General features: G+C 72.3%; 23 protein-coding genes, 1 other RNA gene and 1 pseudogene. 10 read left to right on the plus strand and 15 right to left on the minus strand.

The window, feature by feature from the left end; translation table 11 throughout:
* Positions 1-80: 80 nt before the first annotated feature.
* Positions 81-695 carry a ScbR family autoregulator-binding transcription factor gene (locus ASC56_RS03885; RefSeq protein ID WP_055489763.1) on the plus strand — a complete coding sequence of 205 codons (615 nt, stop codon included), beginning with the start codon at positions 81-83 and terminating at the stop codon, positions 693-695.
* Positions 696-1,039: 344 nt separating this feature from the next.
* Here ASC56_RS03885 and ASC56_RS03890 read toward each other — a convergent pair whose 3' ends face one another.
* Positions 1,040-1,846 (minus strand): nucleotidyltransferase domain-containing protein, encoded by an 807-nt coding sequence (locus ASC56_RS03890; protein WP_055489764.1) that lies wholly within the window; start codon positions 1,844-1,846, stop codon positions 1,040-1,042.
* 224 nt (positions 1,847-2,070) lie between these two features.
* On the opposite strand from ASC56_RS03890, the gene ASC56_RS03895 reads away from it, so the two are divergent.
* The 3 genes from ASC56_RS03895 (at position 2,071) to ASC56_RS03900 (ending at position 4,455) form a co-directional block, all read left to right on the plus strand.
* The gene (locus tag ASC56_RS03895; protein ID WP_159039594.1) at positions 2,071-2,856 is read left to right on the plus strand and encodes an immunity 49 family protein; all 786 of its coding nucleotides are present in this window, start codon (positions 2,071-2,073) and stop codon (positions 2,854-2,856) included.
* Between the two features lie 175 nt (positions 2,857-3,031).
* A complete protein-coding gene (locus ASC56_RS43045) occupies positions 3,032-3,190 on the plus strand; it encodes a hypothetical protein (protein ID WP_371330030.1) in 159 nt (52 codons plus the stop codon).
* The gene (locus ASC56_RS03900; RefSeq protein ID WP_371330031.1) at positions 3,181-4,455 is read left to right on the plus strand and encodes a DUF6177 family protein; all 1,275 of its coding nucleotides are present in this window, start codon (positions 3,181-3,183) and stop codon (positions 4,453-4,455) included. The genes ASC56_RS43045 and ASC56_RS03900 overlap by 10 nt, the downstream gene beginning before the upstream one ends.
* A 218-nt stretch (positions 4,456-4,673) precedes the next feature.
* On the opposite strand, the gene ASC56_RS41630 is transcribed toward ASC56_RS03900, so the two are convergent.
* The 8 genes and pseudogenes from ASC56_RS41630 to ASC56_RS03930 all read right to left on the minus strand — a co-directional run bounded on the left by ASC56_RS41630 (position 4,674) and on the right by ASC56_RS03930 (position 10,242).
* Positions 4,674-4,997: a hypothetical protein gene (locus ASC56_RS41630; protein WP_055489766.1), complete on the minus strand. Its 324-nt coding sequence runs from the start codon at positions 4,995-4,997 to the stop codon at positions 4,674-4,676.
* A gap of 57 nt (positions 4,998-5,054) precedes the next feature.
* Entirely contained in the window at positions 5,055-5,117 is a 63-nt protein-coding gene (locus ASC56_RS41635) for a hypothetical protein (RefSeq protein WP_371330037.1), read from the minus strand.
* A gap of 313 nt (positions 5,118-5,430) precedes the next feature.
* Positions 5,431-5,835, minus strand: an RNA gene (rnpB, locus tag ASC56_RS06100) — RNase P RNA component class A.
* A gap of 103 nt (positions 5,836-5,938) precedes the next feature.
* Positions 5,939-6,766, minus strand: a pseudogene (locus ASC56_RS43050) (DMT family transporter); the annotation flags it as partial.
* A 19-nt stretch (positions 6,767-6,785) separates the two neighbouring features.
* Positions 6,786-7,667, minus strand: a complete 882-nt coding sequence (locus ASC56_RS03915; protein ID WP_055489768.1) for an AraC family transcriptional regulator — start codon at positions 7,665-7,667, stop codon at positions 6,786-6,788.
* 13 nt (positions 7,668-7,680) lie between these two features.
* Positions 7,681-8,196: a TetR/AcrR family transcriptional regulator gene (locus tag ASC56_RS03920; protein ID WP_055490151.1), complete on the minus strand. Its 516-nt coding sequence runs from the start codon at positions 8,194-8,196 to the stop codon at positions 7,681-7,683.
* 28 nt (positions 8,197-8,224) lie between these two features.
* Positions 8,225-8,677 (minus strand): DUF4260 family protein, encoded by a 453-nt coding sequence (locus ASC56_RS03925; protein WP_055489769.1) that lies wholly within the window; start codon positions 8,675-8,677, stop codon positions 8,225-8,227.
* A gap of 125 nt (positions 8,678-8,802) precedes the next feature.
* Positions 8,803-10,242: an RNB domain-containing ribonuclease gene (locus ASC56_RS03930; protein WP_055489770.1), complete on the minus strand. Its 1,440-nt coding sequence runs from the start codon at positions 10,240-10,242 to the stop codon at positions 8,803-8,805.
* An 89-nt stretch (positions 10,243-10,331) separates the two neighbouring features.
* Between ASC56_RS03930 and yaaA the strand changes: the two genes are divergently transcribed.
* Both yaaA and eda read left to right on the plus strand, forming a co-directional pair.
* A complete protein-coding gene (gene yaaA / locus ASC56_RS03935) occupies positions 10,332-11,132 on the plus strand; it encodes a peroxide stress protein YaaA (protein ID WP_055489771.1) in 801 nt (266 codons plus the stop codon).
* Between the two features lie 92 nt (positions 11,133-11,224).
* Complete coding sequence (gene eda, locus ASC56_RS03940; protein ID WP_055489772.1) at positions 11,225-11,902, plus strand: bifunctional 4-hydroxy-2-oxoglutarate aldolase/2-dehydro-3-deoxy-phosphogluconate aldolase; 678 nt, start codon at positions 11,225-11,227, stop codon at positions 11,900-11,902.
* Here the strand turns inward: eda and ASC56_RS03945 are convergent.
* Genes ASC56_RS03945 through ASC56_RS03955 form a run of 3 tightly spaced genes read right to left on the minus strand, consistent with a single transcriptional unit; the run spans position 11,877 to position 14,965 of the window.
* Complete coding sequence (locus ASC56_RS03945) at positions 11,877-13,349, minus strand: bifunctional RNase H/acid phosphatase (RefSeq protein ID WP_055489773.1); 1,473 nt, start codon at positions 13,347-13,349, stop codon at positions 11,877-11,879. The genes eda and ASC56_RS03945 overlap by 26 nt on opposite strands.
* A 12-nt stretch (positions 13,350-13,361) precedes the next feature.
* Positions 13,362-14,105: a zinc ribbon domain-containing protein gene (locus tag ASC56_RS03950; RefSeq protein ID WP_055490152.1), complete on the minus strand. Its 744-nt coding sequence runs from the start codon at positions 14,103-14,105 to the stop codon at positions 13,362-13,364.
* Positions 14,102-14,965 (minus strand): Nif3-like dinuclear metal center hexameric protein, encoded by an 864-nt coding sequence (locus ASC56_RS03955; protein ID WP_055489774.1) that lies wholly within the window; start codon positions 14,963-14,965, stop codon positions 14,102-14,104. The genes ASC56_RS03950 and ASC56_RS03955 overlap by 4 nt, the downstream gene beginning before the upstream one ends.
* A gap of 252 nt (positions 14,966-15,217) precedes the next feature.
* Here ASC56_RS03955 and ASC56_RS03960 point away from each other — a divergent pair, with 252 nt between their 5' ends.
* On the plus strand, positions 15,218-16,552 hold the full coding sequence (locus ASC56_RS03960) for a hypothetical protein (RefSeq protein ID WP_234376840.1): 1,335 nt from the start codon (positions 15,218-15,220) through the stop codon (positions 16,550-16,552).
* Between the two features lie 48 nt (positions 16,553-16,600).
* On the plus strand, positions 16,601-16,762 hold the full coding sequence (locus ASC56_RS41060; RefSeq protein ID WP_199835896.1) for a hypothetical protein: 162 nt from the start codon (positions 16,601-16,603) through the stop codon (positions 16,760-16,762).
* A 158-nt stretch (positions 16,763-16,920) separates the two neighbouring features.
* On the opposite strand, the gene ASC56_RS03965 is transcribed toward ASC56_RS41060, so the two are convergent.
* From ASC56_RS03965 to ASC56_RS03975, 3 genes are read right to left on the minus strand one after another with little or no spacing between them, the layout of a single operon-like run.
* Positions 16,921-17,877 (minus strand): 3-oxoacyl-ACP reductase, encoded by a 957-nt coding sequence (locus ASC56_RS03965; protein ID WP_055489775.1) that lies wholly within the window; start codon positions 17,875-17,877, stop codon positions 16,921-16,923.
* A gap of 22 nt (positions 17,878-17,899) precedes the next feature.
* Positions 17,900-18,976: a Zn-dependent alcohol dehydrogenase gene (locus ASC56_RS03970; protein ID WP_055489776.1), complete on the minus strand. Its 1,077-nt coding sequence runs from the start codon at positions 18,974-18,976 to the stop codon at positions 17,900-17,902.
* Between the two features lie 29 nt (positions 18,977-19,005).
* The gene (locus ASC56_RS03975; RefSeq protein WP_055489777.1) at positions 19,006-19,863 is read right to left on the minus strand and encodes a MaoC/PaaZ C-terminal domain-containing protein; all 858 of its coding nucleotides are present in this window, start codon (positions 19,861-19,863) and stop codon (positions 19,006-19,008) included.
* A 238-nt stretch (positions 19,864-20,101) separates the two neighbouring features.
* On the opposite strand from ASC56_RS03975, the gene ASC56_RS03980 reads away from it, so the two are divergent.
* A complete protein-coding gene (locus ASC56_RS03980) occupies positions 20,102-21,013 on the plus strand; it encodes an ABC transporter ATP-binding protein (protein WP_055489778.1) in 912 nt (303 codons plus the stop codon).
* Positions 21,013-21,729, plus strand: a complete 717-nt coding sequence (locus ASC56_RS03985; protein WP_055489779.1) for an ABC transporter permease — start codon at positions 21,013-21,015, stop codon at positions 21,727-21,729. The genes ASC56_RS03980 and ASC56_RS03985 overlap by 1 nt, the downstream gene beginning before the upstream one ends.
* Positions 21,730-21,739 lie beyond the last annotated feature (10 nt).

Here is a 21,739-nt window from a genome sequence, read left to right on the forward strand (position 1 = left end):
TAAGAGACCAGATGGTTGGCATTGTTTTAACAAGGGCGCTACACTGCCCGGAACCGACACCTCCCCAAAAGGCAGGCACATTGGCTCGGCAGGAACGCGCTCTGCGCACTCGCCAAAAGCTCCTGGAGGCCGCCGCCAAGGTCATCAGCGCGCGCGGCTACCGGGCTGCCACGATCGCAGAGATCCTGAAGGCGGCCGATATCACGAAAGGCGCCCTGTATTTCCATTTCGACTCCAAGCAGGCGCTCGCGGACGCGATCATCAAGGAACAGACCCTGCCCTACGCCCCGGTGGAACCTCCCTCTCCGCTGCAGCGCCTCATCGACATGAGCCTGGAGATAGGGCGGGGCCTGCAGACCGACCCCTTGCTCATGGCGGGCACCCGTATCGCGGTCGACACGCTCTTCGACGAGTCCCCCGTGACGCCGTTCCAGGACTGGACCGGCGTCGCGGTCTCGCTGCTCACGGAGGCCCGTCGGGCCGGCGAGGTGCTGCCGCACGTCGAGCCCTCGGAGTGCGCCGAACTCATCATCGCGGCCTACACGGGCGTGCAACTGTTCTCCCAGGCCGCCAGCGGCCGGAAGGACCTCACCGAACGCATCGTGACCCTCTGGAAACACCTCCTGCCGTCGATCGCCAACCCTGCGGCCATCGCCCACCTGGATTTCGACAAGGTCCCGGCACAGCTCGACTGACGCGTATCACAGGAGATATTTCCGGACACCTCACATAGGTTCTCCGGCTCTCCGGCTCTCCCGCGCTTGAGGTCACACCCTCGCCATTTGCGGAACCATGGCCGCAGAATCCCGCCCGGACCCCGGAATCTCCGCCCGGGTAAAGCGGCAGGGAAATGAGGCGGCAATGGCGAGCTGCGCAGGGCACTGTTCCGGGACGCCACGCAGCACGGCCCTGGGCTGGAAGGTATCCCTGGGCACCGTCACCCACGGGGACACCAAGCGCCGCATCATGGCGGCGGGCCCCGACCGCGCCGACGCGATCGGAAACAGGGTGCGGCCCCGTGGATGGCACTGGGCGCCCGTCAGGGACGTGGTGCCTTCTCGCCGTGCACGGCCGTGTATTCGGCTGCGAGCCATGGGCCCAGGTCGTCGATGAGCATCTCGAGCACTGCTGGATCGGGCGAGGGTGCGCGGCCCATGGACGCGGCGATGCGCATCTGCTCAGCGCGCTCGGGGTAGTAGCGGCCGAAGAGTTCCGCGGACTTGTCGAGGTCGCTGGTCCAGCCGCCCCATCGGGGCATGATCAGGGTGAATCCTGTGCGGACGATGCGGCGGCCGACAAGGCGACCGAGAGTCTGGCGATCGGCGTCCGTCGCGACTTCGACGGCCTTGGCACGCCAGCGTGGAAGCACGAGGGCCAGGTCGCCGTTCGTTTCGCGGGCGAGGATGCCCGTGGGGCGGTATCGGGGAAGTTGTTCTGCGAGGTCGGGACCGAGCAGCGGGGTGCAAAGGCAGGCGATGAAGAATCCGCCGTCGTGGCGTTCGAGGTCGCTGAGCAGAACGCGCGTGCTGGTCAGCAGGATCCCGACGCCATCGATCTGGGGGAACGCGTGGTCGAGTCCGGCCTCGATCGCCTTGGCGTCGGCGCGGTCGGCTTCGGTGGGCTCCTCGTGGAGGGCGAGCTGGAGGTCGAGGTCGGAGACTCCGGGGGTGGCGGTGCCGCGGGGAATGCTCCCGTAGAGGTAGGCGCTGTGCAGGCGCGCACTGCCGAACGTCTCGGCGATGTGAGCGCGGGCGGCGTCGACGACCGGAACGAACGCTGCCGGTACTCGTTCCAGGGCGCCTTCACGTGCGATCGTTCCGTCGCGGTCCAGTCCTCGTCCGTTCATGTGGTTACTGTGCCTTGTGATGCTGAGTGGTGCCGAGCGGATTTCCGAGGCGGTGCAACATTCTTTTCTTCTGCTCCAGGTCGAAGGCGACCGGCGACGAGGTAACGGCCTCGACGTGTCCGGGGTGCGCGGTGTTCTGTACAGGTCGGGCACGCGGCGAAGTTCGCCGCCACGACTGTCCGAGGGAGGACCTGACGGCAGACCTGGCGGTGCTCAGTCGCAACGTGACATGGGCGCTTGAAGACCTGGATGTGTCACCGGACGCAATCGGCGATGCACTGAGTTCGGCGCTCACCCGTGCCGAGACGCGTTTGCTTGCCGATCCACCGGCCGGCTTGCTCGAAACGTGGGACGCATGGGTGACGGCCATGCAGGCCGGCACCGCGCTGTTCGATGCGGCGGTGGCGGCTGACGGATCCGTCCGAGCTCGTATCGAGCACCAAGTACGGAGCATCCCGGCCTCCGGTCCTCATGCCTCAGCTGATGCCGGCAACTGGATCACAGCGTTCTGGTTGGCAGTGATCTGCCGCGAGAAGGACCGCATGACCAGGCTGTGCCATGTGCCGGTCGAGTTGTTGCGGGCATCGGGCGCGGAGTACGACGAGTACGTCTATACGTGGGTTGAGGCCCTCCAGGCGTACTGGCTCGGGAGGGACGACTTCGGCCGGCTTCTGGTCGCCGCTGCTCAACAGACCCGTCCTGAGGGGCTGCGGATCACGAGCCCCGACGTGATGTCGATGATCCTTTGGCCGCCGATCGAGCTGATGACCCACCTCGTGCGCGGTGACCGGGCTCGGTTCAACGATTCCCTTGCCATGGCTCTGCAGCGCCACAAGGCGTACTGGTCTGCGAACGAAGAGCACGCGCGACGCAGCTCCGGGCTCGTTGCGCTCGGGCCTCTTGCGGTTGCCTGCTTCGCCCATGACGGGGGTTTCCCGATCGACGTGCAGTCCGATTACCTCCCGAAGGCCCTCTTGGAGGGCGCCTGGGCAGGCGAGTTCGAGACCTGAACAAGGTAAATGCGGGATGCCTGAGATCAGTGAATCAGGAGCACCGCACTGAAGGACACTCTCTCCCGGGCCTGTACGCCTCCGCGCCGCGGCACCACGGGCTGCCGCAGCCGACGCCAGCGGCTGATATCGACAAGCCCGAGCAACCCCGGGCCCAACGCACGGAGACTTCGACGTGACCAAGGACATCATCGCGCTCACACCGAAGATGCCCGACACCGCCACACTGCTGGCCGCCCTGCACGCCGGCGGCCCCTCCCTGGGCCTGAGCGCCACCGACGACGGCGCGGTCATCCAACTGTGCACCGCCGCGGGACGCCCGTTGTGTCACTAGAGGCGCCGGTCCTGATACACGTACCGGGCGAGGCCGAACGTCTCCTCGGGCCCCGAATAACCCCGCCCGGGCTGCCGTTCTGGTGGACGGAAGCCCGCGCCACCACCACCGTCCCCGAGGCCGAACCCCTCGCCGGCTCAGTCTGCGGCCGCCTGACCACGCTCCTCGGCGGAACCGTCTGGCCGCCCGACGCGGGCCACGCAGAAGTCGTGGAGCAGACCCTGGACAACGCCGAGGTCACCGAGGCACCTGCTCCGGATGCGGCCCTGCCCGTCGTCGATGTATTGACCCCGTCCACGGCCGTGGTACTCGCCGACCGACCGCTCCTGGGGATGACCACCTGGCTCTCGGACGTACTGCGCACGACCGCCGCGACCGACCGTGCGCTGCACATCGTGACACCGCCGCACGTACGGCTGACCCTGCCGCTGCGCACGGCCCTGGGCGGAGCGCCCAACCGCTGGGTGATTCAGGGTCCCTCGGGCGGCTACCACGACGGCCTGTCCGGCGCCGAACTCACTTGGCACAACGGCACATTCACGCCGACCGGCCCGTCCCCGAAGATCGCGGACGCCTTCACAGCGGGTGCCGCACCCACCGACGAGCGGCAGCTCACGGTGGCCCTACGCGCCGTACACCGCCCCGAAGCCGACCTCGCGCTCGGCGGCGCCCTGGAGACAGCCTGGCGCCACCTCACCGGTGGACCGCCCGCCGGATGGGGAACAGCGGAACCGGTCAACCTTCCTTGGTCACCACGGCAGTTGACCGACCTGGCCCGCAACCGGGCCCCCGCCCCCACTCACGCCATCGCCGTCGGCACCCCCGACCACCCAGCCATCGCCACCCACCGCACCACCCGCACGACAGCAGGCGTCGCCGAGGAGGTCACACTCACCGTCGGCTACACGGCACACCAACGAGCCGCACTGGAGGCGATCGAGCCGCTGGCCGCCGAACTCGTCACCACGCACGGCCTGACCACCATGTTGACCACCCTCCGCGCGGCCCGCGCCGACCTCACCCTCACGCCTCACCTCACCGCTCCCCCGATCCCCGTCGCCTTGACCCTCGGTCCCACAGACACCCGAGCCATCGGCCTCACCCATGCCCGCCGCCCCTCAGTCGCGGTGAAGCCCGTCCAGCTCGGCACACCCTCTCACCCGGCCCTGCACTATCCCCTCGGTGACGGCACCAACGTCGACGCCTGGACAACACTCCAGCACCTCACCGCCCACCTCAAGCACAGCACCGAACCAGAACAGTGACTGGCCCTCGAACCATTACCTGACAGACACGCCAAACCGCAGCCAAGCACCGTCCCCGGTCTTCCGATCAGCCCTCACCACCCACCTGTCACTTAGCAATCCCCCAGGGATTCGAACCTGCGCGGCACTCGCTCGGCACCCCGTCTGACGAGCCAAGTCACGCCCCGCCAGCCGCTCCCCCCATTTAGATGGCCCTGCCCCGGGTAAACCCCTGGGTTCTAGGAGTCGTCGCAACGCTCCACCCGCAGCTCTTTGCGGAGCGACTCCGCCGACACCGGGCGCTGGTGCACTTCCCGATGCCGTGCATCCACTTGCCGGGCACGCTCCAACAACGAGTCGTTGCTTACAAGATCATTGCCGCCGTTCGCCTGGGCATCCTCCGCGTCGGCACTCTCAGCCTCCGTCCGGAGGGTCGGCCGGTGAGCCAACAGCTCCACCGACAGCAGCAGCGCGACCGGCGGCCACCCGGCCACCAGCACCGGCCTCCACGCCAACACCGGAGCGGCCGCGATATTGGCCGCCAGAGAGACCGCGATCCCCAAACAGAAATGCGAACCACACCCCTCCTCGCTCCCGCCGTGTGTGGGGCCCCGAGGGCTTCAACAGACCGACCGTGGCCAGAAGCAAGAGTCCGTCCACGGACAGCGGCCACAACGAGGCACTGATCGAATCCGCTTCGCCCTTCACCGCGAACTCCCGCTGATGAACATACGAGGCCTACGCGGCGACCCCGGCCACCACCAGAGCACACAACGGCGAGACCCACGCATCAAGGTCGAGGCCGTTCCTCCCGCCGACCCCCTGATCGGTCCCGGCGCCCTCAGCCACCGAGCCCACCGCCGAAGGCCCCCGCCGGTGCACAACGCGTGCACACTTCCACGGGAACTCACGGGAACTCCCAAGTAGAAGCAGGATGCACCCCGACAGGGAAAAGGGCCCCCACCGGGCCGAAAGGCCAGGTCAGGGCCATGAAAGCAGACGAGTCGGGCTGTACGCCGGGTTCTGTCCCGAAGGGTCCTCGCGGGCCCCTCGGTGACGGCCATCCATCTAGGACCGGTGTTGCCACCGGTCTCGTGCGGTCTACCCGCGGACTCGGGCGGGCAGCCCTCGAGCGTCCGCGCAGAGCCGCCCTCACGGCGGCTCCTTTTGACCTTGCTCCAGGTGGGGTTTACCTAGCTGCCCAGGTCACCCTGGGCACTGGTGGTCTCTTACACCACCGTTTCACCCTTACCGAGGACCGAGGTCCCCGGCGGTCTGTTCTCTGTGGCACTGTCCCGCGGGTCACCCCGGGTGGCCGTTAGCCACCACCTTGCCCTGTGGAGCCCGGACGTTCCTCGGGGAGGTCCACCAGGACCTCCACGCGGCCGTCCGCCCGGCTCGTCTGCCGTACAGACCATGGTACCGGGCGCACGCCACGCCTCGGTCCGGCGGCTCGGGCGGCTCGGGCGGCTCCTGCGACCGGTCCCGCCGTCGCGAGCACCGAGCCGGCCAGGATCAGGGCGAAGGCGGCGAGGATCCCCGCCGTGAGACGTTCGTCCAGGGCGAGCGCACCCGCCGCCACCGCGACCGCCGGGTTGACGTAGGTGATGACGGTCGCCCGGGTCGGGCCCGCCTCCTTGATCAGCTCCAGGAACGCCACGAAGGCCACGGCCGTGCAGATCACGCCCAGACCGGCCAGGGCTGCCAGGACGCGGGCGGGCGGTACGGCGGCCGGCCAGGTGGCGGCCGCGGCCGGGGCGTAGACCAGCGCCGCCAGCGCGAGGCAGGGTGCCGTGAGCTGCAGCGTGGGGACGTCCTTGAGGTGACGGGCGGCGATCAGGGGTGCGGTCGCGTAGCCGACGACCGTCAGCAGCACCTCGGCCAGCGACAGCGCGTCGCCGCCGGTGAGGTGCGGCACGGTGAGCACGGCGACGCCGCCGAGGCCGAGGGCGAGCCCCGCCGCCCGCCGGGCGCCCAGCCGCTCCCGGTCGCCGAGGAAGCCGGCCAGGACCACCCCGACGATGGGCACGCCCGCGATCAGCAGCCCCGCCGTGGAGCTGGACAGATGCCGTTCGGCATCGGTGAGCGTGAACCAGGGGACCACGATCTCGATGCACGCGAAGGCCAGCATGGGACGCCAGTGCGCCCGTACGACCCGGGTCAGGCCCCCTTGCCGCAGGGCGAAGGGGAGCAGGAGCGCGGCGCCCAGGGCGCAGCGCGCGAACACCACCGTGGCCGGGGACACGGCGTCCACCGCCACTTTGATCATCAGATAGGGGATGCCCCAGACCACTCCCATCAGGGAGAACAGGAACCAGCCGCGTGCAGTCATACGGCGAGTTTCGGCCGGGTCAGCGGGCGCCGTCTTGAACGCTGTTGCAGTACCCCGTGGGGACGCCGGCGCGGTGGGCGGCCGGGGCCACACCCGCGCGGTACGCGGCCGGGGTCACCCCGAGCACGCGCCGGAACCAGCGGGTCAGATGCGCCTGGTCGGCGAAGCCCACGAGCGGCGCGACCTCGGCGGGGCGCAGTCCACTCTCCAACAGCCCCCGGGCCCGGAACACCCGGTACTGGGCGAGCCAGGCGTACGGCGGTATTCCCATCGTCGTGCGGAAGGCACGCAGCAACTGGTAGCGGGACAGGCCCAGGTCCGCGGCGAGGTCGGCCAGGGAGGGCGGGGCGAGGAGTTCGTCGGCGAGGCGGTCGCGTACGGCGTGGGCGAGGACGGCGGCGCCGGGGATCGTGTCGGAGACGGGGCGGGCGGTGGAGTGGCGGCGGGCGAGGGCCGTGAGCAGCCACGGGAGGCGCGACTCGGCCTCCAACGGGTCGGGGCAGCCGCTCAGTTCGGTGTGCGCGGCGCACAGGGCGGCGACCAGCTCGGGGTCGTCGAGGACGGGTTCACGGAAGTGCGGGAGGCCGCCGAGGATGCCGTCGGTGAGCAGGGAGGGCTCCGCGTAGAGGGCGCGGTAGGCGTAGCCGTCGGTGGGTGTGGCGGGGGCGCCGGTGTGCATCTCACCGGGGTCGAGGACGACGATGGTGCCCGGGCCGGTGTGGATGTGGCCGCCGCGGTAGTCGATGACCTCCGAGCCGCCGACGCAGACGCCGATGGTGAACTCGTCGTGCGCGTGCGGGGCGTAGCGGTGCCGGGCGAAGCGCGCGGTGAGCAGGTCGAGGGGCGGCCCGCAGCGGCCGAGGCGCGCCCTGGTCCACAGGGCCTGTTCCCGTGTGCTCACCGTGTCCCCCTTCTCATCCAGGGCGGTGCAACGCCTGGAGGCCCCGCTTCCATGCCGCCTCGAGGTCCGCGTCGCCGGGAAACCGGCCGTGGATCTCCAGGATCACCATGCCGTGCGCGAAGGCCCAGGTGGCCCGGGCGAGGTCGAGGTCGCCGCCGCAGGCGCGCAGCAGTGGCAGGGCGGCCCGGTCTTCCAGGCCCGGGGGCAGGGACGGGCGGGGCAGGGGGCGCTCGGTGGCCAGACGGTAGAGGTGGGGGTGGGCGAGCGCGTACGTCCGGTACGCCTCCGCCAGCGCCTGCAGTGAGCCGGGGTCGCGGGCCTCGGCCGCCTCCAGGGCCTCGGCCAACTCGTCGAGCATCTGCGCGATCAGCTCGACCTCGACGCCGTGCTTGTCGGGGAAGTGCTTGTAGAGGGACGGGGCCTTGATGCCGAGGTGGTCGGCGAGGGTGCGCATGGTGAGCGCGGCGGGCCCGGACTCCTCGAGAAGGGCCCGGGCCGCCGCGACGATCTCCCGTGCCCGGGGCGACAGTTGTGTCCCGGCCCTCGGTGTCGGACGGTCAGCCACGCTGGAAGCCCTCCTTCGTCCGCAGTCCGTAGCCGAAGGCGCGATCGTACGAGATGTGGGCGAGCCAGCCGCACAGCGCCGCGAAGGCCGGGGCCCAGGTGAAGGGGGCGAGGGTGTAGAGGGCCAGCAGTGTCAGGGGGACCAGGGCCCGGTGCATCGCGTTGTAGTACGGCACCGCGCGCGGCGCCAGTTGCCCCTTCGCCATCCGGGGCGCCTCGTCGAGGGCGACCAGGAAGGTCAGGTCGGGCAGGACGAGGAAGGCGAGGGCGAGCGTGCCGGCGATCCAGCCGTGGTTCATGGCTTCGAGGACCGCGAACGTGGACCAGAACAGGGCGCCCGCGAGCCAGGCCGTACGCCGCAGGACGGTGCGGAGGGGACGGACGGGACGGAGGGGACGGAGGGGACGGAGGCGGCGGATGGTCGGGGTGGTGGTGGTCGTGCGCATGACTGCCTCCCGGGGCCTGCCCACATTGGGCTAACGTCGTTAGCTGTGACGCTACGACGCTATGGCTAACAACGTTAGCCGTCAAGTGCCCTCAACGCCCCTCCCGCACTGCTCACCGACCTCGGTCACGCGGGCGTGAACCGCACCTGCGCCGTCGCCGGGTCCGCCTCGGTCAGCCGGACCCGCAACCGTTCGCCCAGCGGCAGCGGCGCCGTGCCGCCCTCGATCCGGGCCACGACCGCCGGGGACTCCAACTGCACGGTTCCGGCGGTGGGTTCGTGCTCCCGCACGTCCACCACGCAGGCCTCGAAGACGTCGCCGACGCGGTCCCTGAGCAGGGCCGCCTCGACCACGTCCAGGCACGCGTGCTCCACCGTGCCGGCCCGGCGGTCGCCCTCGGCCATCTCCTCGGGGAGCGCGCCGAGCGCGGTGAGGACCCAGCGGGGCGGGTCCTCGTTCGCGACGGCCGCCAGGCACAGCTCGGAGGCGTACCGGTCGACGAGGCGGCGCAGCGGGGCCGTGCAGTGGGCGTAGGGTGCGGCGACGGCGGCGTGGGTGGTGAGGGCCGGCCGCGCGCCGTCGCGGAAGACGGTGTAGCGGGCGCCGCGCAGCAGGGTCGTGCACTCCTGGAGGAAGGCCGCGTGGTTCGGCTGGTGCGGGTCCAGGGAGCGCACGAGCCGGGCGTACGAGACGTGGTGCGGCCAGTCGATGCGCAGCGCGTGCGCGGTATGGCGCAACCGGCCCACCGCGCCGTGGGGCGCGGCCGGGAGCGTACGCAGGACACCGGTGCCGTGGATGAGCATGAGCCGGGCCGCCGCCATGCCGGTGAGGAGGGAGATCTGGGCACTCCAGTGCTCGGCCGGGAGCGGGGCGCGGTAGGAGAGCGTGTACGTGTGGTCGCGCTCGACGACCTGCTGCTCGGGTACGGCGAGGGAGATGCCGCCGCGCTCCTCCTCCAGCCGCTCGCGCAGCCGCCCGATGTCCCTGAGGAGGGCGACGGGCTCCTCGGCGGTGCCGTCCTCGATCGCCTTCTGCACGCCCTCGTGGTCGAGCCGGGCGCGACTGCGGACGAGGGCGCGGCGGACGTCGGTGGCGACGGTACGGCCGTCCGCGTCCAGGTCCAGGGTCCACAGCACGGCGGGGCGGGCCCCGTCCGGGAGCAGGCTCGCGGCGCCCTCGCCGATCACGGCCGGGTGCAGTGGGATCTTCTCGTCCGGGAAGTACAGGGTGGTCACCCGGCGGTGGGCCTCGGCGTCCAGGGCGCCGTAAGGGGGGATGAAGGCGGCGACGTCGGCGATGGCGTACCGGACGCGGAAGCCGCCGTCGCGCCGCGAGAGGTGCATCGCCTGGTCGAGGTCCGTGGAGCCGGGCGGGTCGATGGTGAAGAAGGGGATGTCGGTGGCGTCGTGGGCGGACGGGCGCGGTGCCTTCGCGACGCGCTCCGCCTCGGCGAGCACCTCGGCGGGGAAGCTCTCCGGCACGCCGAGTCCACCGCGCAACGACCTCAGCGCGACCCGCAGCGGGGCCTCGCGGGCGCCGGTGACACGGATGCGGCGGCGGGGCATGGTTCGAGCGTAGGGCGGGGGCGGTGGGGTGGCATCCGGACGCCCTCCACGCCGTACGCTGTCGCGGAGCTCTACAGAAGGAGTACGTGTTGCTGGTCCTGTTGCCGCCCTCCGAGGGCAAGGCGTCCTCCGGTCGCGGCGCCTCGCTGAGGCTGGAGTCGCTGTCGTTGCCGGGGCTGACCGGCGCACGTGAGGCCGTCCTCGACGAACTGGTCGGGCTGTGCGAGGGCGACGAGGACAAGGCGTGCGAGGTGCTGGGGCTCAGCGAGGGCCTGCGCGGGGAGGTCGCCAAGAACGCCGCGCTGCGAACCGCGGGGACGCGGCCCGCCGGGGAGATCTACACCGGTGTCCTGTACGACGCCCTGGACCTCGCCTCGCTGGACACGGCGGCCAAGCGGCGTGCGGCCAGGTCCCTGCTCGTGTTCTCCGGGCTGTGGGGCGCGGTCCGCGTGACGGACCGCATTCCCTCGTACCGCTGCTCGATGGGCGTGAAACTGCCGGGGCTCGGGGCGCTGGGCGCGTACTGGCGTACGCCGATGGCCGCCGCCCTGCCCGAGGCGGCCGGCGACGGGCTGGTGCTCGACCTGCGGTCCTCCGCGTACACGGCCGCCTGGAAGCCCAGGGGCGAGGTGGCGGGGCGGACGGCGACCGTGCGGGTGCTGCACTCGCAGATCGTCGACGGGGTGGAGAAGCGGTCGGTCGTCAGCCACTTCAACAAGGCGACGAAGGGGCGGATCGTCCGGAGTCTGCTGACGGAGGGCGCCGCGCCGAAGAACCCGGGGCAGCTGGTGGAGGCGCTGCGGGACCTGGGGCACACCGTGGAGACCGCGGGGCCGGCCGGGGCGGGCAGGAGCTGGTCGCTGGACGTGGTGGTGACGGAGATCCACTGACACCGGGGCCGCGGGAACGGGACGAACCCGAGGTCGTTGCAACATGCGCAACACCCTTTGCGCATGCTGCAGTCGCTGGGCAGGATGAGGCCATGACCTCACCGCTGCCCCCGTCGCCGTCCCCGGTCCCGGTCCTGGACCTCGCGCCCGTCGTCCCCGTGGTCGTCGTGCAGGACGCCGCCGACGCCGTACCGCTCGCGCGGGCGCTGGTGGCGGGGGGGCTGCCGGCGATCGAGGTGACCCTGCGCACCCCGGCCGGCCTCGGCGCGATCCGGGCCGTCGCGGACGGGGTCGCGGGCGCGGTGGTCGGGGCGGGCACGGTCATCACCGCCGGGCAGGTGCGTGACTGCGTGGCGGCCGGTGCGCGCTTCCTGGTCAGTCCCGGGTGGACGGACGCGCTGCTGACGGCCATGCAGGCGTCCGGGGTGCCGTTCCTGCCGGGGGTGTCGACGACGTCGGAGGTCCTGGCGCTCCTCGAACGGGGCGTGCGGGAGATGAAGTTCTTCCCCGCGCAGGCGGCGGGCGGCACGGCGTATCTCAAGTCGCTGGCCGGACCGCTCCCGCAGGCCCGCTTCTGTCCGACGGGCGGGATCGGCCCGGCCAACGCCCCGGAGTATCTGGCCCTGCCCAACGTCGGCTGTGTGGGCGGGACATGGATGCTCCCCGAGGACGCCGTCGCGGCGCGGGACTGGGCGCGGGTGGAGGCGCTGGCGCGGGAGGCGGCAGGGCTGCGCCGCCCCCCGCTCAGCGCAGGTGGGACGTGTCGTTGAGGAGGCGGAGGCCGGCGTTGCCGTCCGCGTAGTACGCCACCACCGTCAGGGATGCGGCGGACAGCTCCATGCGGAACAGTGCATGCGGGGGTGCGTCGAGGGCGAGACGGACCAGGGTCTTGATGGGGGTCACATGCGAGACGAGCAGGACCGTGCGGCCGGCGTACGAGGTGATCAGCTTGTCCCGTGCGGCGGCGACCCGGCGGGCCACGGCCGCGAAGCTCTCACCGCCGCCGGTGGGTTCGGCCTCCGGGTCGGCGAGCCAGGCGTCCATGTCGTCCGGGTACCGCTCGCGGACCTCGCCGAACGTCAGGCCTTCCCAGGCACCGAAGTCGGTCTCCCGGAGCCCGTCCTCGACACTCACGTCGAGCCCGAGCCGGGCGGCGGCGATCGCGGCGGTCTGGCGGCAGCGGACCAGGGGCGACGAGACGACGGCCTGGATGGTCCCCCGCGCGGCGAGCGCACCGGCGACGAGCCCGGCCTGGCGCCGGCCGGCGTCGGAGAGGGCCGGGTCGCTGCCACCGCTGCCGGAGAACCGCTTGAGCGGGGTGAGGGGGGTCTCGCCGTGACGCAGCAGAACGAAGGTGGTGGGGGCGCCGAGGTCGGGCGGAGCGGAGGCGACGTTGCGGGCGGCCCGGACATCGGCCGCCATGGCCCCGCCACCGGAGCGCTCCACCGTGGGCACCCCACCCGCCATGGCCCCGCCACCGGAGCGCTCCACCGTGGGCACCCCACCCGCCATGGCCCCGCCACCGGAGCGCTCCACCGTGGGCACCCCACCCGTCATGGCCCCGCCACCGGAGCGCTCCACCGTGGGCACCCCACCCGTCATGGCCCCGCCACAGGAGCGCTCCACCGTGGGCACCCCACCCGTCATGGCCCCGTCACCAGCCGGTGAGCGCGTGGCGGCGTCCGCCACGGCCGCCCGCACCCGCGCCGCGCCGACGGTCGCGTCGCCGGGCGTGCCCACCGGCTCCCGCGCCGTCGCTCCCCCGGTGTCCGGCTCCGCGGTGGACCCTGACGGTTCCCATCGCTCCCCCCGGCCGCCCGCGTCCATCGCCTCGTTGGCCAGACGGTCCGCGTGCTTGTTGCTCTCGCGCGGGATCCATTCGTAGGTGACCTGCTCGGCCGGGAAGACGGCGGCGGCCTGCATCGCCAGCGGCCTCATGGCCGGGTGCTTGATCTTCCAGCGGCCCGACATCTGCTCGACGACCAGCTTGGAGTCCATGCGGACCCGCACGCGCGCGGCCGGGTCCAGCTCGTGGGCCGCCCGCAGCCCGGCCAGCAGTCCCCGGTACTCGGCGACGTTGTTGGTGGCGACCCCGATGAACTCGGCCCGCTCCACCAGCGTCTCGCCCGTCGCCGCGTCGCGCACCACGGACCCGTGGCCCGCGGGCCCCGGGTTGCCCCGGGAACCGCCGTCGGCCTCGACGATGAACTCCCGCACCGCGTACGCCTCTTACAGGCCGGACTCGGACGTGCGCACCAGGATGCGGCGGCAGTTCTCGCAGCGGACGACCGTGTCGGGGGCGGCCGAGCGGATCTCGTTCAGCTCGGTGATCGCCAGCTCCTGGCGGCAGCCCTGGCAGGTGCGCTGGTAGAGCTTGGCCGCGCCGATCCCGCCCTGCTGCTCGCGCAGCTTGTCGTAGAGCTTGAGCAGGTCCGCGGGCACGGACCCCGCGATGACCTCGCGCTCCTTCGTCACCGACGCGACCTCGCCGTCGATGTCCCTGAAGGCCGCGTCCCGGCGGGCCGTGGCGTCGTCGATCTTCGACTGCACCGACCCGACCCGCTCGGTCAGCTCGGCGACCCGCTCCTGCGCGGCCTCGCGGCGCTCCATCACCTCCAGGACGACGTCCTCCAGGTCGCCCTGCCGCTTGGCGAGCGAGGCGATCTCGTGCTGGAGGTTCTCCAGGTCCTTCGGGGAGGTGACCGCACCGGAGTCGAGGCGCTGCTGGTCGCGGGCGGCGCGCTGACGCACCTGGTCCACGTCCTGCTCCGCCTTGGTCTGCTCGCGGGCGCAGTCGCTCTCCTCGGTCTGCGCGGCCACCAGCAGGTCGCGCAGCTGCGTGAGGTCCTTGGTCAGCGACTCGATGTCGGCGTGCTCGGGCAGGGACCTGCGCCGGTGCGCGAGCTGCTGCAGGCGTACGTCGAGGGCCTGGACGTCGAGGAGTCGGATCTGGTCGGCGGGCGCGGCGTTCAGTTGGGGGCTCCAGGGGTTTGCGTCGGGGCGGATGCCGCGTGGGCGGTCCAGGGGTCGGTGACCGTCTTCGAGACATGGACGCGAAGGTCCCATCCGTGCCGGTCGGAGATCTCGTCGAGCTGGGCGGCGGCCAGCTCGCACCAGGGCCATTCGGTGGCCCAGTGCGCCGCGTCGAGCAGCGCGAGAGGACTGTGGGCGCGATCCGCCGTGAACTCGGACGCCGGATGGTGGCGCAGGTCCGCGGTGAGGAAGGCGTCGACGCCGGCCGCACGGACGTCGTCGAGGAGGCTGTCCCCGGAGCCGCCGCTGACGGCGACCGTGCGCACCTGGGCCTCCGGGTCTCCGGCGATCCGGATGCCCTGCGTGGTGGCGGGCAGCCGCTCGGCCGCGCGGGCGGCCAGCTCGCGCACGGTCAGCGGGTGGTCCAGCTCGCAGACGCGGCCGAGTCCCCGGCGGCCCTCCGGGTCGGTCGGGTCCGGCACGAGGGGGCGGACGACCCGCAGGTCGAGCGCCCCGGCGAGGGCGTCGCTGACACCGGGATCGGCGCGGTCGGCGTTGGTGTGGGCGACGTGCAGCGCGATGTCGTTCTTGATGAGGGTGTGCACGACACGGCCCTTGAAGGTGGAGGCCGCCACCGTCGTCGTACCGCGCAGATAGAGCGGGTGGTGGGTGACCAGCAGGTCCGCGCCCAGCTTCACCGCCTCGTCGACGATCTCCTGGACGGGGTCGACGGCGAAGAGGACCCGGGCGACCTCCTGGTCGGGGTCGCCCACGACCGTGCCGACCGCGTCCCAGGACTCGGCCCACTCGGCGGGCCACAGGGTCTCCAGCGCGGCGATGACTTCAGACAGACGGGGCACGGGGCAAAGGCTACCTGCCCCGGGTCGGTGTCCCACCGGTCGCGGGGCATTCGGGCAGGCGGGACCGGGACGGCCGGGCGTGCGGGCCACAGGGGTGTGCGCGGGCGGGCCGCGCGCCCCCTTGTGCAGCACACCCGCCCCCGTTTCCTCAGGCGAACCGCGGGACGAACACCCTTATGTGTGAAGCGGCCGCTTGCGGGTGTCACGTCCGTGCGTACGAAAACTAGCTTCGTCGCCGGAGGTGACCGAACGATGACGTTCTGTGCTCTCACGTCCACGACGGCGAACGGGAACGAGTGGGCGGCCCGGCCCGGCTGTGTGATCACCGCGGACGGGTCCTACGCGGCGCGTCTCGCCCTGGACGGCGAGTCCTGGTACCCGGAGCGCTGGACCCTGGACGGCCCGGAGCCGTACGCGGTACCCCTGCCCGGCAACCAGCCGGAGGAACCCGGCACGGAGGTCCAGCCGATGGCCGACGGCCGGGTGCTGATCCACCGTGTCGTGGGCGGGCGGCATCTGTTCTCGCTGCTGTACCCGACCGGGCCCAGGACCGGGGAGCTGCGGCTGGGCACGGTGGAGTGCCCGGACGAGGAGACGCGCGTGTGGCTGCTGCCGCCCGCGCCGACGGGGTGCCGCGCGTTCGCGCTCGCGGTGGGCCGGGACTCCACGGCGGTGTGGCTGGTGGCGGGTGGGCGGTTCGGGCCCGAGTGCCTCGCCCAGGTGCCGGGGCGGTGCTCGGGCGGAGTGTGGCTGGACCGTGCGGACCGGATGCTGGCACTGGACCGCACCCCGGTCGGGGGTCCCACGAAGACGGTGGTGGTGGATCTCGCGCGGGGCGGGGAGGTGTCGCCGCTGCTGCAGATCGCGGACGGGAGCCAGGACCGGCTGCTGCTGGCGGATCCGGACAGCGGACTGCTGCTGATCCGCTCGGACGCGCCGTCGCCGGGTCAGGACCGGCTGGGCTGGGGGGTGTTGGGGAGCACACTGCCGGTGCGCTTCCCCGAGTGCCTGCGGCTGGACCACCCGGCGACCCCGTTCGCGATCCAGCCGGGGCAGGCGCTGATGCCGGAGAGCTGTGCGGTGGCGCTGCGGGTCGACGGGGCGGCGGGCAGCTGGGTCGGGGTGTGGCGCCCGGCGGAGGGCCGGGTGCACCAACTGGCGGCGCCCGAGGGTTGGCTGGCGGGGGCGGGGCTGTGGACGCGCGGCGGGGTGCTGCGGCTGCCGTATGCGTCGGGGCCGGTGCGGTGCGGGGTGGCGCGGGTGGAGGCGCCCGGGGGTGCGGTCGGGCCTCCGGCGAACGAGGCGGACGAGCGGCCCCTGGCCGAGCCGAAGGAGCGGACGGGACAGACGGCACAGGCACAGGCACAGCCGGAACGGGCGCGGCACGCGGAGCCGACGGCCGCACGGCCGGTGCCGTTGCAGCAGGCGCCGTTGTGGAAGCGGGTGGAAGTGGCACCGGAGGCGGTCCCGCTGGTATGGCTCCGCGGGACGCAGCCGGTGCTCGGGGTCCGGGTGAAACGCCGGGAGTTGGGCAGGCGCGAGGCGACGCCGCTGACCCCCGACACGGCTGTCGCCGTCGCCCGTTAGACTCGCCCGGCTGTACGAAGGATCATGTTGACGGGGTGAACACTTCCGATGAGCGACATCAGCACCATGCCGCCACACGCCGAGGCCCAGGAGAACCCGGGGCACGGCCGACACCGCGGCCCGGTCTCCGCCGAGGATCACGAGGCGGCCCCGCACGGTCGGCACCGCAAGCCGTCCGAGCACTCGGGACAGACCGGCACGGCGGCCTGACACCACGGGATACCGCGAAACCGGCGGTACGGCGATCCCCCTGAACCGGCGTCGGATTGCCGCCCCCACACGGCCCCGCCCGTCCTGCGACGGGCGGGGCCGCTCTGCGCCCCGGCTCCACGGACAGCCGGGCCCCGGCTCCACGGACGGCCGGTCGCTCAGCGATCCGCCGGCGTCGGGTCGTGCCTGAGTCCGAGCACCTCCGCGGCGGCGAACGTCTCTCCGGTCGGCCGCTGCGCGTAGTGCGGCGTGAGCAGCGCGTCGAGTTCGTCGTACGTGAACACGTCCTGTTCGGTGTCGAACCTGGCGCCCACCGTGGGCCGTTCGACGATCGCCACCATGCCGCCGTGCACGACGAGGAGCTGCCCGTTGACCCGCGCGGCGGCGGGTGAGGCCAGATAGCCGACGAGCGGTGCGACATGCTCGGGGGCGAGCGGGTCGAGGCCCTCGTCCGGCTGCTCGAATCCGGCGAAGACGTCCTGCGTCATCCGCGTCCGGGCGCGCGGGCAGATCGCGTTCGCCGTCACCCCGTACTTGGCGAGGGCGAGGGCCGTCGAAGTGGTCAGACCCACGATCCCGCCCTTGGCCGCCGCGTAGTTGGGCTGCCCGGCCGAACCCGCCAGGAACGCCTCCGACGACGTGTTCACGATCCGCCCGTACACCGGCCCGTTCGCCGCCTTGGACCGTGCCCGCCAGTGCGCGGCGGCGAACCGGGTCGTGTTGAAGTGTCCCTTGAGGTGGACGCGGACGACCGAGTCCCACTCCTGCTCGGACATGGAGAAGACCATGCGGTCGCGCAGGATGCCCGCGTTGTTGACCAGCACATCCAGCCGCCCGAACTCGCCGACCGCTGCCTCGACCAGTTCACCGGCCTGTGCGAAGTCGGCGACGTCCCCGGTGTGGGCGACGGCCCGGCCGCCCGCCGCACGGATCTCGGCGGCGACCGCCTCGGCGGGGGCCGCGGAGGCCTCGCCCGTACCGTCCCGGCCCGGCTGCCCGTAGTCGTTGACGACGACGGCCGCGCCGAGCCGGGCCAGCTCCAGCGCCTCGGCCCGGCCCAGGCCCCGGCCCGCGCCCGTGACGACCGCGGACAGCCCTTTGAGTGGCAGTGACATCAAGGTCCCTTCGGTACGGGGGTCAGATCTCGATGCACGTACGCAGCGCCGTACCCGTCCGCATCTGGTCCAGCGCCTCGTTGATCCCGGCGAGCGGCACCCGGTGCGTGATCAGACCCGCCAGGTCGATGCGCCCGGCACGCCAGAGCGCGATGGTCCGCTCGTACGAGCGCAGGACGTCTCCGCCGCCGTACAGGGACGGCAGGATCCGCTTCTCGTCGAAGAACAGCTCGAACATGTTGAGCTGGAGGAAGTCGTCCATGGCGCCCGCGCCGACCACGACGAGTGTGCCGCCGCGCCGCGTGTTCTCGTACGCCGTCCGGGCCGTGGCCGACCTGCCGACGACCTCGAAGACGTAGTCGAAGCCCTCACCGCCGGTGACCTGCTGCCTGGCGTCCGGGAGCTCCTGCGGCGACACCGCCTTCGTGGCGCCGAACCCGAGGGCGGCCTCCCGGCGCGAGGCGACGGGGTCGACGGCGACGATCTCGGCGGCGCCCCTGAGCCGCGCGCCCTGGATCGCGGAGACACCGACGCCGCCGCAGCCGATGACGGCGACGGACGAACCGGCCTGCACGTCCGCGGTGTTGAGGGCCGCGCCCAGGCCCGTGGTCACGCCGCAGCCGATGAGGGCGGCGATGTCGAAGGGCACGTCGTCCGGGATCGGCACCGCGCAGGCCGCGTCGACGACCACCTCCTCGGTGAAGGTGCCGGTGCCCGCGAAGCCGAAGACGTCACCGCCGGATCGTGTGAAGTTGGGCGTGCCCGCGTTCATGAACCCGGCCAGGCACAGTTCGGTCTGGCCGCGTCCGCACGCCGGACAGGCGCCGCAGGCCGGCAGCCAGCAGACCACGACCCGGTCACCGGGCTTCAGGTGGGCGACACCCTCGCCCACGTCGAGGATCTCGCCCGCGCCCTCGTGGCCGGGCACGAACGGGGCGGGCTGGGGGAGCACCCCGCTCATCGCGGACAGGTCCGAGTGGCACAGCCCGGTGGCACGCAGCCGGATCCTGACCCGGCCGGGGCCGAAGCCCGTCGCCTCGACGTCGTCGAGGACCTCCAGCTTGTCCTGGCCGATCTCGTGCAGTACGGCTGCGCGCATGGTGCGGCTCCCCTCGAAGGGTCGGTGGCTCAGGAGTGTTCGACGATCGTGTCGGCGAGGACCGGCGCGTCGTCCCGCCCCACCGCGCTCACGGCCGCCCGTACCTCCCCCTCCCGCCGCCACATGCGGATCCGCAGGGTCTCGCCCGGGAAGACGACCCCGGCGAAGCGTGTGGAGTAGACGCGGACGCGGGCCACGTCCCCGTCGAGCAGTGTGTCGACGACCGCCTTGAGCGTCATCCCGTAGGTGCACAGGCCGTGCAGGATGGGCCGCTCGAACCCGGCGACCTCGGCGAACTCGGGGTCGGCGTGCAGCGGGTTCCAGTCGCCGGAGAGGCGGTAGAGAAGGGCCTGGTCCTCGCGGATCGTCCGCTCGACCACCTTGTCGGGCTCGCCGGTTGGCGCGTCGAGGCGGGCGGAGGGGCCCCGGTCGCCGCCGAAGCCGCCTTCTCCCCGTACGAAGATCTGGGCGTCGCTGGTCCACAGCGGGCCGTCGGCGTCGGCGACGTCGGTGCGCATGACGAGGACGGCGGCCTTGCCCTTGTCGTACACGGCGGCGATACGGGAGGTGGCCCGCGCCCTGCCCTCGGCGGGGATGGGACGGTGGATCTCCAGCGTCTGGCCGCCGTGCAGGACGCGGGCGAGGTCGACGTCCACGCCGGGCATGGACAGGCCGCCGATGACGCCCGGGGAGCCCGCGCCCGCGACCGTGGCGAAGCTCGGCAGGACGTGCAGCCGGGACTCCAGCGTGTAGCGCAGCTCGTCGGGGTCCGTGGCCGGGACGCCCGCGCCGATGCCGAGGTGGTAGAGCTGGACGTCCTTGCGGTTCCAGGTGATCTCGCCGGACCGGGGTTCGGCGGCGAGGGCCTTGGCTGCGTCGATGGGCATGGGGCTCCTGAGAGGTCCAAGACCTCGGTGCGGCCGTCCGCACCGTCGGCCGCACCGAGGTCGTCAGTGGCCGAGCTAGAACGCGTTCCAGTCCAGCGTCCCCTGTATAGCCCAGCGGTCCTCGGTTGTGAAGGCTCCTGACACCCTGTCAGTTCGGCGCGACCGTGACATTTGTCCTGCCGGAGTCCGTACAACGCCATCTGCCGCCGGACACACGACTTTCCGTACCGTCGGGGTCATGACGAACACGACCGGGACACCGCCCGCGGTGTCCTTCACGGGGGCGGTCAAGACCTACGGCGCTCTACGCGCCGTCGACGGCGTCGACCTGCGGATCGCGACCGGGGAGACGGTCGCGCTGCTCGGCCGCAACGGCGCCGGGAAGTCCACGGCGATCTCACTGCTGCTCGGCCTGAACGAGCCGGACGACGGCACGGTGGAGCTCTTCGGCGGGCCCCCGGAGCGCGCCGTGCGCGCGGGCCGGGTGGGCGCCATGCTGCAGGAGGCACGGGCGGTCCCCCGGGTCACCGTTCGCGAACTGGTCTCCTTCGTGGCCGGCCGCTACCCGGACCCGCTGCCCGTCGCGCGGGCCCTGGAGCTGGCAGGGATCGCCGACCTCGCCGGGCGGCGCGTCGACCGGCTCTCGGGCGGGCAGACGCAGCGCGTGCGGTTCGCGGTCGCGCTCGCCGGGAACCCCTCGCTGCTCGTGCTGGACGAGCCGACCGCGGCCCTGGACGTGGAGGCGCGGCACGCCTTCTGGGACTCGATGCGGACGTATGCCCACCGCGGTCACACCGTCCTGTTCTCCACGCACTACCTGGAGGAGGCGGACGCGTACGCGGACCGGATCGTCGTCCTCGACCGCGGCCGCGTCGTCGCCGACGGCACGGGCGAGCAGCTGAGGAAGGCGGCGGGCGGCACCCTGGTCTCCATCGATCTGGGCGGCCGGGGCACGGAGGAGCTGGGCCTGCTGCCCGGGGTGCGGTCGGTGGAGGTGCGCGGGGGCCGGGCGCTGCTGCGCACGGACGACTCCGACGCGACGGTCGTCGCCCTGGCGGGTCTGGGCGCGATACGCGGCCTGGAGGTCACCCCGGCGTCGCTGGACGAAGCGTTCCTCGCTCTGACGGCACATCAGACGGAGGCGGTGTGATGCTGGACTACCTGTGGCTGGAGGTACGCCGGACGCTGCGCGACGTCGGCTTCGTGATCGTCGGGGTCGCGATGCCGGTGATGATGTACCTGCTCTTCACCAACATCGGTGCGGCCGACGGCGCCTGGCGGACGGCCTCGATGGTGGGCATGGCCGCGTACGGCGCGGTCGGCTCGGCGCTGAGCACCGGCGGCGGGGTCGCCGAGGACCGGGCGATCGGCTGGCTGCGGCAGCTGAGGGTGACCCCGATGACCCCGCGCCAGGTCGTCACCGGCCGGGCGCTGACCAGTTCGGTGACGGTGCTGCCCGCCATCGTCGCGGTGCTCGCGGCGGGCGGACTGGTCAACGGCGTACGGCTGGCGGTCTGGCAGTGGGCGGCGATCGCGCTGCTGCTGTGGCTGGGCTCGGTCCCCTTCACCCTGCTCGGCCTGGGCAACGGCTACCGGCTGACCGCGCAGACCACGGGCGTGACGAACATGGTGTGCAACCTGGGGCTCGCGGTGCTCGGTGGCCTGTGGTTCCCGGCCACCCTCTTCCCCGGCTGGCTGCGCGAGGTGTCCGCGTACACGCCGACATACCGCTTCGCCGAGCTCGGCACGGCGGTCGCCGACGGGCGCCTCCCGGCCCTCGGCGCGGTCCTCGTGCTCATGGTCTGGCTGGGGGTGTTCGGTTCGTACGCCGTGCTGTCGTACCGCCGGGCGGGGCGGAACGCGTGAACGGGGGGAG

It is taken from the genome of Streptomyces sp. TP-A0356, from assembly GCF_001417775.1.
GTDB lineage: Bacteria > Actinomycetota > Actinomycetes > Streptomycetales > Streptomycetaceae > Streptomyces.

Bases quoted from the DNA above. Each gene is read 5' to 3' on its own strand.
- ASC56_RS03890 (WP_055489764.1), bottom strand. From the start codon at position 1,846: ATGAACGGACGAGGACTGGACCGCGACGGAACGATCGCACGTGAAGGC.
- ASC56_RS03925 (WP_055489769.1), bottom strand. From the start codon at position 8,677: ATGCGCACGACCACCACCACCCCGACCATCCGCCGCCTCCGTCCCCTC.
- ASC56_RS03930 (WP_055489770.1), bottom strand. From the start codon at position 10,242: ATGCCCCGCCGCCGCATCCGTGTCACCGGCGCCCGCGAGGCCCCGCTG.
- eda (WP_055489772.1), top strand. From the start codon at position 11,225: ATGACCTCACCGCTGCCCCCGTCGCCGTCCCCGGTCCCGGTCCTGGAC.
- ASC56_RS03960 (WP_234376840.1), top strand. From the start codon at position 15,218: ATGACGTTCTGTGCTCTCACGTCCACGACGGCGAACGGGAACGAGTGG.
- ASC56_RS41060 (WP_199835896.1), top strand. From the start codon at position 16,601: ATGAGCGACATCAGCACCATGCCGCCACACGCCGAGGCCCAGGAGAAC.
- ASC56_RS03965 (WP_055489775.1), bottom strand. From the start codon at position 17,877: ATGTCACTGCCACTCAAAGGGCTGTCCGCGGTCGTCACGGGCGCGGGC.
- ASC56_RS03970 (WP_055489776.1), bottom strand. From the start codon at position 18,976: ATGCGCGCAGCCGTACTGCACGAGATCGGCCAGGACAAGCTGGAGGTC.
- ASC56_RS03975 (WP_055489777.1), bottom strand. From the start codon at position 19,863: ATGCCCATCGACGCAGCCAAGGCCCTCGCCGCCGAACCCCGGTCCGGC.
- ASC56_RS03980 (WP_055489778.1), top strand. From the start codon at position 20,102: ATGACGAACACGACCGGGACACCGCCCGCGGTGTCCTTCACGGGGGCG.
- ASC56_RS03985 (WP_055489779.1), top strand. From the start codon at position 21,013: ATGCTGGACTACCTGTGGCTGGAGGTACGCCGGACGCTGCGCGACGTC.